Origin of the sequence: Thiohalophilus sp. (assembly GCF_031581315.1) — a bacterium.
Classification (GTDB): Bacteria; Pseudomonadota; Gammaproteobacteria; order UBA6429; family Thiohalophilaceae; genus Thiohalophilus.
Genome location: NZ_JAVLAZ010000012.1, coordinates 9,457 through 20,125, shown reverse-complemented (window position 1 = coordinate 20,125; position 10,669 = coordinate 9,457). Strand labels below are relative to the sequence as shown.

Sequence of the window (10,669 nt, the reverse complement as noted above, 5' to 3'; positions counted from 1 at the left end):
CGCCAGGCAATGCGTGATATGCAGCGCAAGATGCAGAAGAAGAACTGGGAGCGCATGGGCGAGATGATGGATCTGCGCCACCAGTTGCAGGATATCATGGCGGCCGACAAGCCGGACCCGACCGCTGCCGGTCGGATTTATGACAAGATGGCCAATCTGCGCAAGCAGATGTTCCAGGATCGGCTGGAGGCCCGCAACCGGATGATGGACAAACTCACAGCGGAGCAGCGGGAGCAACTGCGTGAGATGCACCGTAAATATGGGCGCGGCACGATGGGCGGCCAGGGCATGATGATGGAGTGAGCCGGTAAGGGCCGCTTTTATTATCCGGTTGTCGGAAGTTAACGCGGAGGACGCGGAGCCGCAAAGGCGCGGAGAAGAGAATTTTGTTATACACATCTTCACAAGTCGATCTTTATCTTCCCCGAATTCATGTTAGCCCGGCTGGATGGTTCTTGAAATCTCTGCGGCTCCGCGGCTCCGCGTCCTCCGCGTTTGTTCCAGAGCCAGTCAAAAAAGGGAATCAGGCGGCAGGTTTTCGGACGTTGCTCCACCAGATGCGGCAGGCACCTTCGTCGGAGACCATGCAGGGGCCGATGGGGTTGCGCGGTGTGCAGGCGGCGCCATACAGTTTGCAGTCGGTGGGGTAGATTTTGCCCAGTACCACCCGGGCGCAATCGCAGCCCGGTGGCATCTCGCCGGCCCGTTTACGGGCTTCATCCTGGTAGCCGACGTATTTTTGCCGGGCATCATGCGCTTGATAGGCGTCTCTCAGACCAAATCCGGATAAAGGAATTGTCCCGATACCGCGCCAGTTGGCGTCGGTGACTTCCATGACGTTGTACAGGTGCTGTTTGGCGTGGGAATTGCCCTGTTCACTCACCAGTTCGGGATAGCAGTTATCCAGAAACGGTTTGCCCTCCAGTAACTGGCGTAAGGTCGAATAAAAAGCGGCCAGCAGGCTGTCGTTATTGAAACCGGCCACCGCGGCAGGAATGTTGTGCTGTTCGACGACAAAGCGCCATTCTTCCGAGCCCATGACTGTGGCGACATGACCCGGTGCCACCAGGCAATCGAAACCGGGTTCGTCCGACTCCAGCAACATGGCCACCGCCGGCCAGGTGAGTCGGCCCGAGAGCAGTATCAGCAGGTTGTCCGGTACGCCCTCGGCCAGCATCGCGGCCACCGGTGCGGTGGTGGTTTCAAAGCCGGCGGCGAAGAACACGACTTCTTTACCGGGGTTGTCCCGGGCGATCCGGACTACATCGGTGGGCGAGGCCACCGGGCGAATATCGGCGCCGCGGGCTTTGGCCTGTTCCAGCGAGCGCGCCTCGCTTTTACGGACGTTGACAGGCACGCGCAACATATCGCCGAAGGCCACCAGAATGACATTCTCGTTCAGGGCAATCTGGATTGCTTCATAGATATCTTCTTCAGGGCAGACGCAGACGGGACAGCCGGGGCCGGGAATCAATTCGATGTTGTCGGGCAGGGCACTGCGCAGCCCGGCCTGGGTGATCGAGCGCTCGTGTCCGCCGCACACGTTCATGATGCGCACTTTCTTCGGCAAGGGCAGTTGCCGGATCTGTTGTAGCCATTGTTGGGCGTCCAGACTCATCAGCGACTCGCGATATCAGGGATGGGCCGCTTCGCCGGCATGCAACCAGGCGCCGTCCGCCTGGATTTTCGGCATTACCGTCTCGCCCTGTTCAAGCCGCTGTTTATGGGAGGCCAGCGCGTTATCCAGCCAGTCGAACCACGCCGCCATGCCCTGTTGCCGGGTGGCCGACAGCGACAGCATGGGGGCCGGGTTGGCCAGTTGTCGCAGGCAGTGCTCGGCTTTTTGTGGATCGAAATCATCCAGTACCGCCAGCAGGTCGGTCTTGGTCAGCAACATCAGATCGGCAGCGCGGAACATGACCGGGTACTTGGCCGGCTTATCGTCGCCTTCGGTCACCGAGAGCAGGGTGATGTTGTGGTGATGGCCGAGATCGAAACTGGCCGGGCAGACCAGGTTGCCGACGTTTTCGATAAAGATCAGATCGTAATCGGCCAGATTCAGCTGATGCAGGGCGTCATGCACCATGTGGGCATCGAGATGACAGGCGCTGCCGGTGGCGATCTGAATCGCCGTGACGCCTCTGGCGCGGATACGCTCGGCGTCATTCTCGGTTTCCAGATCCCCTTCGATGACGGCAATGCGATAACGCTCGGCCAGGGCATCGATGGTCGCCTCGAGCAGGGCGGTCTTGCCCGAGCCGGGCGAGGACATCAGGTTGATGGCCAGGACTCCGTGTTGATCAAAGTGCTGACGGTTGTGCAGGGCCTGGTGATCGTTTTCCGACAACAGACTTTGCAGTACCGTCACTGCCGACTTGCCGTCAGCGGTTTTTTCCAGCTTGCCGGCCGGTTGCAGCAGGTGCCGGTTACCGGAAGTTATGTTGCAGCCGCAGGTATCACACATACCGCCTTCCTCCGAATAGATTAAAAAGCCCAACCACGAAGACACCAAGACACGAAGATTTATAAATGAATATGATGCGGTTTTATTTATCTTGGTGTCTTCGTGTCTTGGTGGTTTGCATTTGTTTATTAACCCTTTGCCGCCTGTTCAGCCGTCGATCGGTCCAGTTCGAGGCTGGCCAGCAGCATTTCGTCACCGCTCAATAAACGGGTCTGCCAGTGACCGCATTGTCCGCAGACCAGTTTGTTGGCCGAGGCGGCCTCGGATTCGGCGCCGCACTGGCGGCATTCGAGGCGAATGGGCAGCAGCTCAATCTCCAGCACCGCGGTTTCGGCGATGCTACCGGCCACGGCAATGGGAAAAGCCTGTTGCAGTAATTGCGGCTCGACACCGGATAAGGGACCAACCTGCACTTTGACGCGGTGCACCGCGGTGGCCCGGTTTTCCATCGCCACGGCCTCGATCTGGTTCAGCATGCTCTGACAGATCGACAGTTCATGCATTGGAAAGGGCCGATTCGGCGGCCAGGATTTCATCGAACAGTTCCCAGCTCGAGCGGGCATCCTGTTCGCTGATCTTCTGAATCGCGTAGCCCACGTGAACCATCACATAATCGCCGGGCTCGACCGCATCGTCCTGCAACATGAACAGGCTGATATCCCGTTCCACGCCCTTGGCTTCGCAACGGGCGTTGAAACCGTTGATTTCCACAATCTGCATCGGAATGCCCAGGCACATGGGGTTACTTGTCCCGGTGCTTGCGGGCTGTTGCCCGCCGGGCGAGGAGGCTTTTGAGCATGATCGCCGCGAACAGGCCCGCACCCAGTATCATCAGAAGGTGATCCGGTTGGGTTAGCAAATGCGCCATTCCTTCCCGGAAAGGCATGCCATGGTCGGTACCGGGGTGAGCCACACCGCGAGTGCTGAATAACAGTCCGCCGCTGGATAACAAGCTGGCAGTAAGTATACGTGTCATGGTTATCTCTCCTTCTTGTCAGACGACTTTGACCTTGACCAGTTCATCGCCCTCAGTATCGGTCACATGCACGGCACAGGCAATACACGGATCGAAGCTGTGAATGGTGCGCAGGATTTCGATCGGTTGGTTGGGATCATGCAGTTTGTGACCTTTCAATGCCGCTTCGTAAGGTCCCTCCTGCCCCTGGGCATCGCGCGGTCCGGCATTCCAGGTGCTGGGCACTACCGCCTGGTAGTTATCGATCTTACCGTCCTTGATCACGATCCAGTGGGCCAGGGCGCCACGCGGCGCTTCGGTATAGCCGACGCCGCGCGCTTCTTTCGGCCAGGTCGACGGATCCCAGAGTTTTTCGTTATGGGTTTTGACATCGCCGTTACGGATGTTATTCACCAGCTGGTCGTACCAGCCCATCATGCCGTCGGCAAAAATCTTGGTCTCCAGGGTACGGGCGGCGGTGCGTCCGAGGGTGGAATACATGGCCTCCAGCGGCAGATCGAGCTGGCGCAGGGCTTTGGTGGCCAGCTCTTTGGTCTGCTCGTGTCCCTTGGCATACATCAACAGCACCCGGGCCAGCGGACCGACTTCCATGGCGTGGCCTTTCCAGCGAGGCGATTTCATCCAGGAATAGGATTGATCTACATTCAGGTGCTGGTAGGGCGGCTGCGGGCCGTCGTAGTTGAGCTCGGTTTCTCCGTCATAGGGGTGCAGTCCCTGGTCCTTGCCACCCTGATAGTTATACCAGGAGTGGGAAACATACTCCTTGATCTGGGAATCATCATTGAGATCGATATCGTGGACGGTGGAGAGATCGCGATTGAGGATGGCGCCACGGGGAACCAGAAACGAGCTGATATCATCCATGCCGTTGGTGGGGAAGTCGCCGTAACTCATGAAATTGCCGACCCCTTCGCCCTGCTGGGCCCATTCTTTATAGAAACCGGCAATCGCCAGGGTATCGGGCAGATAGACCTGATCCACAAAACGCTGCATGTTCTCGATAATGTTTTTGATCTTGGATAGTCCGCTCTGGTTCAACGCCGTGGCCCCGACGCCACCGCGATAGCGTGGCCCTTTGCCCTGGCCTTCATGCCCCGGATCGATACTGATGGCCGAGGGTGAACCGCCGACCAGGAAGTTGGGATGCGGGTTCTTGCCACCGAGAATGGTATGCAGTTGCACCACGTTACGTTGCCAGGCCAGCGCCTCGAGATAATGGGCGACGGCCATCAGGTTGGCTTCGGGCGGCAGCTTGTAGGCGGGATGACCCCAGTAACCGTTGGCAAAGATACCGAGCTGACCACTTTCGACAAATTCCTGCAGGCGTTTTTTCATATCGGCGAAGTAACCCGGCGAACTTTTCGGGTTGGCGGGGCTGACCTGTTGTGCCAGTTGTGAAGTCGCCTTGGGATCGGCATTGAGGGCCGAGACCACGTCCACCCAGTCCAGCGCATGCAGATGATAGAAATGCATCACGTGATCGTGCACATACTGGGCGGCGATCATCAGGTTACGAATCAGCTGGGCATTGGGCGGGATCTCGTAATTGAGCGCATCTTCCACCGCCCGGACCGAGGCAATGCCATGCACCAGGGTGCAGACACCGCAAATGCGTTGTGCAAACGCCCAGGCATCCCGGGGATCACGACCCCGCAGGATGATCTCGATGCCCCGGACCATGGTTCCGGAGGAATAGGCCTCGGTAATCGTGTCGCCATTGGTTTGCGCCTCGATACGCAAATGGCCTTCGATGCGGGTAATCGGATCGACAACGACGCGTTCACTCATGATTTATCTCCTGCTGCATCGGCTGACGGGGTGGCCAGGTATTCGGCCAGCCACTCACTGAGTCCGATCACTTCAATTTCATCCATATTGTTATCCTCCAGTCCTTCCTCAAGCATGTTCCGGCAGTTGGAGCAGGCGGTGACGATCCGTTCCACACCGATTTGATCCAGCTGTTGTTTTTTGGCGCTGAAGACCTTGCGTCGCAGCGGTTCGGCCCGTTCGTTGGCGCTGACGCCACCGCCGCCACCACAACACCAGTTCATCATGCCGTGATCCGGCATCTCGACAAAGTCGGTGGCGACCAGGTTCATCAGGGTGCGGGGCTGTTCCACCACACCGCCACGGCGCACCATCTGGCAGGGATCGTGAAAGGTCTGACGGGTATCGTCCTTGCCCTCAACCTTGAGTTTGCCCCGGGCGCGTAGCTGATCCAGCAACTCGATAATATGCACCACTTCAAACGGATAGGGCTTGCCGATCAGGTTGGGGCCTTCCCAGCGCAGGGCGGTATAGGCATGGCCGCATTCGGGGCTGATGACATAGTTGACCTTGAGTTTCTGTGCGCCATCGACAATGCGGTTAATCAGCTCGGCCGCAATATCCGAGGAGCCGATCTGGATGCCGCTGTTGGTGCCCTCAAAGGCGGTGGAACAGAGGGTCCAGGTAACACCGGCCTGATGGAATATGCGGGTGACGGCCGGGATGATTTCGTGAAACTGGGCGATCTCCGCGGAGGACAACAACATCATGTAGTCTACGCCTTCCTTGTCCAGCGGGACTTCCAGACCCGTTTCTTTTTCGGCATGTTTGATTTGGGCTTCCAGGGTCTTGGCTGTGATCCCCATAGGACTGCCAATCTCCACCGAGCGTTTGCTGGCGTGGCGCAATCCCTCCGGTGCGTGGCCGGAAGCGACCATCGCCTCGCGCATTTTGCGCACCATGCTGACAATGTCATTCCCGACCGGACAATAGAGAGAGCAGCGACCACACATAGTACAGCTGTCGTAGACCAGGGTTTCCCATTTTGTCAGATCGTTTTCGGTGATATTGCGACTGAGACCGAGCCATTTTTTAATTCGTCCCGCGAAGGTGTATTCCCGTTCCCAGACCCGGCGCATCAAATCAAGCTTGTGAATCGGTGTGTATTGCGGATCGCCGGTTTCTGTGTAGAACAGGCAGGCATCGGCACAGATACCGCAATGCACGCAACTGGAAAAATACGATGCAGTGGGCGCATCGATCTGCTCTTTCATTGCATTGACCGCCCGGTCGACGGATTCGCTCATACTCGCACTCCTTTACGCCCGGCATTGGCGCCGTTGTACCAGCGGGAAAACAGAAACGTTACCGCATGGGCCAGTTTGGTAAACGGAAAAACGACCAGCAACAGATTGACGCTCATAATATGCAGCGCCAGCATCAGTGTGTAATCCGCCGCCACATTGTGAAAAGCCAGGTAGCCGGTTAGCAACGGCAAAAAGGTCACCACCCAGGCAAAATAATCACCTGCTGTGGAGAGCATACGACGCACCGGATCGGTGAAGCGCATGAACAGGGAAAACACCAGAGCGGCCATGGTAACAATGGTGATGACATCGATCAGGGAGGTTGGCAGGGCCGGCCAGGCGATGCCGAAACCTTCCTTGAACAGCTGAATATGCGGTGCATAGAACAATAGCACCACGATAAACCCGATATGCCACACATAACCGGAGAGGTGCTGCTTCCAGGTGCCACTCACCGGAATACTGCGGGTGATGATGGTGCGCAAGCCGGCGCCAACCTGTCCCCCGCGAGCGGCGGAGAGGTCTTTTTTGCGCCCGATGAGCAGCAGTTCGAGGATCCGGATCAGCATGCCAACGATGAAGATCACCAGCGCGGCCTGCAGCGCCGGTCCCCGTGCCCAGGTCAGCAGTTCCAGTGCGCTCATGATGAACCCTCCTCCATGTCGTCGGTGGTGACCGTATAGTGTTTATCTTTCGCATTGCTGCGTTTGTATTTGTTATACAGACCCAGTGCCGCACCACCGGCGGCGCCGGCGATGACCGCCCCGGTGGCGGCGCTGGAGAGGTCTGCGGGCGAGGAGGAGATGGCCTGATAAAAGCTGCCGGCATCCCAGAAATCGGGTTCCGAACAACCGATACAGCCATGACCTGATTCGATCGGAAAGCTGACGCCATTGTTCCATTTGGCGGTGGCGCAGGCATTGTGGGTTGTTGGTCCCTTGCAGCCCAGTTCATACAGACACCAGCCGTTACGCGCGCCTTCATCATCGAATGTCTTGGCAAACTTGCCCTGATCGTAAAACGGGCGGCGATAACAGCGATCGTGAATCGTGTCACCGAAAAAGGAGAGCGGGCGCTTGAGACTGTCGAGTTCCGGCAAGCTACCGAAGGTCAGATAATGGGAGATGACGCCGGTAATCACGATGGGAATCGGGGGGCAGCCCGGTACATTCACAATCGGCTTGTCGTGGATCAGATCCATTACGGAACGGGCGCCGGTCGGATTGGGATTGGCATAGGGAATCCCGCCAAAGGCAGCACAGGTGCCGACAGAGATAATGGCAGCGGCGTGTTTTGCAGTCTCTTCGAGCATTTGCAGATTACTGATGCCGGCAATAGTGGAGTAGCCGCCGGCGGCCCCGGTCGGGATGGAACCGTCGACCACCAGCAGGTACTCGCCCTGATTGTCGTGCATGGCCTGTTCCCGGGCCTGTTCGGCGGCGGTCCCGGAGGCGGCCTGCAGGGTATGGTGGTAATCGAGAGAAATCGCACTGAGAATCAGGCTCTCGACCGAGGGGTTATGCGAGCGGGTCAGGGATTCGGTACAGCCGGTACATTCCTGAAAGGAGAGCCAGATGACAGAGGGGCGTCTGGCCTTGCCCAGGGCGTCGGCAATAGCGCCGGCCATATTGGGCGACAGGGCCAGCATCGAGGCGGTGGCGGCGCAAAACTTGAGAAAGCCGCGTCGGCTTATTCCCTGGCTTTGCAGATGTTCGGCGAGCGTATCATGCGGCTTCATTCCCTTCTCCTCATTCGCGGTTGAGGTTGGACTCAATATCAGTGTCGTTGTCAATCAGCTGTAAAAGTTGCTGACTGGCGTGTTGCAGATCCCCGTCGGCGGTTTTAAGAATCGCCGGCAGGGTGGTTATCTCGATAAACTCGGCGATATTCTCGTCGTCACTGTTAGAATGAGTGATCCACCAGATACCGGGAAAGGCGGTTTCATAGATTTCGGTCGGCCCCATGGCATCAATGCTGATATGGATCTCGCCGTAACCGAGGGTTTCCTTGAGCAGTTCATAATCGCCGGGAAACATTGGCAGGCTGCGCAGATCAACCGAATCAGTAATTCCCTGTTTGGCCAGGCTATCAAGCTTGGTCTGCAGTTCGGTGAGTATGGCCCGTACCTGGCTGGGTGAGGCGGGCGGTTCGATACTGACGCTGATCTCGTCCAGTTTACTCATACTTGCCAGCTCCGGATCTGTTCAACAACCTGCTCGCAGGCGAGCGGAATGGCGGCTGAAACGGCGTCGGTGGGCGACTCACCCCAATCCAGTTTTTGTGGCTGGATGCCAATCAGGGCACGTCGGTTCGGGAAGTTGCCGCTCAGGCGGCTGATGTGCATCAGATCCAGTAAACCTACTTCGTGGACGCTGCGTTTGTTGCCTTTGCCCAGAAATTGATCCATCTCGTCATTAACAAAGGCTTTTACTGTGCCGGGGTTGGCATGCAACTGGGCCGCGTCGATGACAATCAAATTGTCGGCTTCTTCGATATCCGTAGCCAGGGTGAAACTCAGGGTGCCACCATCAATCAGTTGGGTATCGGGAAGAACGGGATAATGATTTTGAAGATAATGAATGGCGTGCACGCCGACGCCTTCATCGCTGAGCAAAGTATTCCCTATGCCGAGAATAAGTGTCTGCATGTGCTATTTATGATTTCTGTTGTTTTATGTGATTGACAATCGCCCGGACAGTGGCTTCATCAAGGCTGAACCGGTGCTGGCGTATCGTTTTGCCATCGAGCAGTTTCGCAATCTGTTCCGGCGCGGTCTTGATCCGGCTGGCCGACTGATGGCATTGCGCGCAGTGTTGTGTAAATAAACTGGCACCGTCACTGGCATGGACTGAACCGTTGATGGCGAAAAAGCCGAATCCGAAAACAATGCTTGATAAAAATGAAAGGGTTTTATTGTTATTCATACTGCAATCCCAGGTTAATGCCTTCGGTTTTATATTTCGTTTATGACAGGATGATGACCGGAAGCATCTTTCATAAAGATTAGCAGGCATGCCGGGTTTGGCAAATAAAATAATGATTTTTCATAGCCCTACTGCTAATAAAGGTTTGGCTCAAAGGGAATGTCGTAATACCGGAAGATTGCACCAGAATAATCCGGGTTTATGCTGACTGACGGTTAACAGATTCGGGGCAGGGGATCATCTTCCAGTTCTTCCAGTGCCCGTTCGCCACCGAGTTCGGTTTCCAGCACCACGCAGGGGTCGTCACGATTGAGCTGGCCGATGATCGCGGCCCCTTCGCCGGCGGGAAGTTGCTGCCAGGCATCCAGCAAGGCCGGGGCCTGATCGCTGGCGATGACGGCCACAATGCGACCTTCACAGGCCAGATAATAGGGATCGTAGCCGAGTATGTCGCAGACCGAACGGACCGGCTCGCGTACCGGAATGCCGATCTCCTGTACCCGCACACCCAGGCCGGTGGCGCGCTGAATCTCATGCAGGACCGTGGCCAGACCACCGCGGGTGGGATCGCGCATATAGCGCAGGCCACCCAGTTGGATGGCGGCCTGCGCCAGAGGCAGGACACTGGCGGCATCGGAACGGACCTCACCGCGCAGGCCGAACTGTTCCCGGGCCAGCATGACAGCAATGCCATGGTCACCGACCGGCCCGCTGACGAGAATCGTGTCCTCAGGCTGGATACGGGACATCCCCAGTTGTAACGAATGCGCCCGCAGGCCGACGCCGGTGGTGGCAAGATAGAGCCCGCTGCCTTCGCCGCGCGGCACCACCTTGGTATCACCACAGGCGATACGTACTCCGGCTTCACGGGCGGCGTCGGCCAGGCTGTTGAGCAGTCGCTGCAGTAACGCCAGCTCGAGCCCTTCTTCGATAAACAGATTCAGCGTCAGGTAATGGGGAATCGCCCCGCTGACCGCCAGATCGTTGACCGTGCCGTGCACCGCCAGCGAACCGATATCGCCACCCGGGAATTCCAGCGGTTTGACCGTAAAACCGTCGGTGGTGATCAGTAACTCGGCCCCATCAGTATTCAGCGCGATACCGGCGGCATCGTTTTCGATATCCAGCAGCCGATCGCCGAGACAGTCGGCAATCAATTCCTCGATCAATTCGCGCATCAGGCGACCGCCGTTACCGTGGGCGAGGGAGATATGCGTGTCAGTCAGTTGGG

At 57.5% G+C, this 10,669-nt stretch carries 14 protein-coding genes; 1 reads left to right on the top strand and 13 read right to left on the bottom strand.

Going from position 1 to position 10,669, the window contains the following annotated elements; all coding sequences use genetic code 11:
• A partial coding sequence (locus tag RI563_RS02935) for a Spy/CpxP family protein refolding chaperone (RefSeq protein ID WP_310692851.1) occupies nucleotides 1-303 on the top strand: 303 nt, incomplete at its 5' end.
• 220 nt (nucleotides 304-523) lie between these two features.
• On the opposite strand, the gene hypD is transcribed toward RI563_RS02935, so the two are convergent.
• The 13 genes from hypD to hypE form a co-directional block, all read right to left on the bottom strand.
• Nucleotides 524-1,618, bottom strand: coding sequence for a hydrogenase formation protein HypD (gene hypD, locus RI563_RS02930; RefSeq protein WP_310692850.1), 1,095 nt, complete (start codon nucleotides 1,616-1,618; stop codon nucleotides 524-526).
• 15 nt (nucleotides 1,619-1,633) lie between these two features.
• Nucleotides 1,634-2,464, bottom strand: coding sequence for a hydrogenase nickel incorporation protein HypB (hypB, locus tag RI563_RS02925; protein ID WP_310692849.1), 831 nt, complete (start codon nucleotides 2,462-2,464; stop codon nucleotides 1,634-1,636).
• A 128-nt stretch (nucleotides 2,465-2,592) separates the two neighbouring features.
• A complete protein-coding gene (gene hypA / locus RI563_RS02920) occupies nucleotides 2,593-2,967 on the bottom strand; it encodes a hydrogenase maturation nickel metallochaperone HypA (protein ID WP_310692848.1) in 375 nt (124 codons plus the stop codon).
• The gene (locus RI563_RS02915; RefSeq protein ID WP_310692847.1) at nucleotides 2,960-3,202 is read right to left on the bottom strand and encodes a HypC/HybG/HupF family hydrogenase formation chaperone; all 243 of its coding nucleotides are present in this window, start codon (nucleotides 3,200-3,202) and stop codon (nucleotides 2,960-2,962) included. Before RI563_RS02915 ends, hypA begins: the two co-directional genes overlap by 8 nt.
• A 4-nt stretch (nucleotides 3,203-3,206) precedes the next feature.
• Nucleotides 3,207-3,440 carry a HupE/UreJ family protein gene (locus tag RI563_RS02910; RefSeq protein WP_310692846.1) on the bottom strand — a complete coding sequence of 78 codons (234 nt, stop codon included), beginning with the start codon at nucleotides 3,438-3,440 and terminating at the stop codon, nucleotides 3,207-3,209.
• Nucleotides 3,441-3,458: 18 nt separating this feature from the next.
• Entirely contained in the window at nucleotides 3,459-5,228 is a 1,770-nt protein-coding gene (locus RI563_RS02905) for a nickel-dependent hydrogenase large subunit (RefSeq protein ID WP_310692845.1), read from the bottom strand.
• A complete protein-coding gene (locus tag RI563_RS02900; protein WP_310692844.1) occupies nucleotides 5,225-6,514 on the bottom strand; it encodes a (Fe-S)-binding protein in 1,290 nt (429 codons plus the stop codon). The genes RI563_RS02905 and RI563_RS02900 overlap by 4 nt, the downstream gene beginning before the upstream one ends.
• Nucleotides 6,511-7,158, bottom strand: a complete 648-nt coding sequence (locus tag RI563_RS02895; protein WP_310692843.1) for a hypothetical protein — start codon at nucleotides 7,156-7,158, stop codon at nucleotides 6,511-6,513. Before RI563_RS02895 ends, RI563_RS02900 begins: the two co-directional genes overlap by 4 nt.
• Complete coding sequence (locus RI563_RS02890; RefSeq protein WP_310692842.1) at nucleotides 7,155-8,252, bottom strand: hydrogenase small subunit; 1,098 nt, start codon at nucleotides 8,250-8,252, stop codon at nucleotides 7,155-7,157. Before RI563_RS02890 ends, RI563_RS02895 begins: the two co-directional genes overlap by 4 nt.
• Nucleotides 8,253-8,262: 10 nt before the next feature.
• Nucleotides 8,263-8,697: a hydrogenase expression/formation C-terminal domain-containing protein gene (locus RI563_RS02885; protein ID WP_310692841.1), complete on the bottom strand. Its 435-nt coding sequence runs from the start codon at nucleotides 8,695-8,697 to the stop codon at nucleotides 8,263-8,265.
• On the bottom strand, nucleotides 8,694-9,161 hold the full coding sequence (locus tag RI563_RS02880; RefSeq protein ID WP_310692840.1) for a HyaD/HybD family hydrogenase maturation endopeptidase: 468 nt from the start codon (nucleotides 9,159-9,161) through the stop codon (nucleotides 8,694-8,696). The genes RI563_RS02885 and RI563_RS02880 overlap by 4 nt, the downstream gene beginning before the upstream one ends.
• A 7-nt stretch (nucleotides 9,162-9,168) precedes the next feature.
• Nucleotides 9,169-9,438, bottom strand: a complete 270-nt coding sequence (locus RI563_RS02875; RefSeq protein ID WP_310692839.1) for a cytochrome c — start codon at nucleotides 9,436-9,438, stop codon at nucleotides 9,169-9,171.
• A gap of 215 nt (nucleotides 9,439-9,653) precedes the next feature.
• On the bottom strand, nucleotides 9,654-10,664 hold the full coding sequence (gene hypE / locus RI563_RS02870; protein ID WP_317622851.1) for a hydrogenase expression/formation protein HypE: 1,011 nt from the start codon (nucleotides 10,662-10,664) through the stop codon (nucleotides 9,654-9,656).
• Nucleotides 10,665-10,669 lie beyond the last annotated feature (5 nt).

What these genes read in the sequence shown, in the direction of transcription:
- RI563_RS02885 (WP_310692841.1), bottom strand. Translation starts at nt 8,697, where the DNA reads ATGAGTAAACTGGACGAGATCAGCGTCAGTATCGAACCGCCCGCCTCA.
- hypD (WP_310692850.1), bottom strand. Translation starts at nt 1,618, where the DNA reads ATGAGTCTGGACGCCCAACAATGGCTACAACAGATCCGGCAACTGCCC.
- RI563_RS02895 (WP_310692843.1), bottom strand. Translation starts at nt 7,158, where the DNA reads ATGAGCGCACTGGAACTGCTGACCTGGGCACGGGGACCGGCGCTGCAG.
- hypB (WP_310692849.1), bottom strand. Translation starts at nt 2,464, where the DNA reads ATGTGTGATACCTGCGGCTGCAACATAACTTCCGGTAACCGGCACCTG.
- RI563_RS02915 (WP_310692847.1), bottom strand. Translation starts at nt 3,202, where the DNA reads ATGTGCCTGGGCATTCCGATGCAGATTGTGGAAATCAACGGTTTCAAC.
- RI563_RS02900 (WP_310692844.1), bottom strand. Translation starts at nt 6,514, where the DNA reads ATGAGCGAATCCGTCGACCGGGCGGTCAATGCAATGAAAGAGCAGATC.
- RI563_RS02875 (WP_310692839.1), bottom strand. Translation starts at nt 9,438, where the DNA reads ATGAATAACAATAAAACCCTTTCATTTTTATCAAGCATTGTTTTCGGA.
- hypA (WP_310692848.1), bottom strand. Translation starts at nt 2,967, where the DNA reads ATGCATGAACTGTCGATCTGTCAGAGCATGCTGAACCAGATCGAGGCC.
- RI563_RS02905 (WP_310692845.1), bottom strand. Translation starts at nt 5,228, where the DNA reads ATGAGTGAACGCGTCGTTGTCGATCCGATTACCCGCATCGAAGGCCAT.
- RI563_RS02880 (WP_310692840.1), bottom strand. Translation starts at nt 9,161, where the DNA reads ATGCAGACACTTATTCTCGGCATAGGGAATACTTTGCTCAGCGATGAA.
- RI563_RS02910 (WP_310692846.1), bottom strand. Translation starts at nt 3,440, where the DNA reads ATGACACGTATACTTACTGCCAGCTTGTTATCCAGCGGCGGACTGTTA.
- RI563_RS02890 (WP_310692842.1), bottom strand. Translation starts at nt 8,252, where the DNA reads ATGAAGCCGCATGATACGCTCGCCGAACATCTGCAAAGCCAGGGAATA.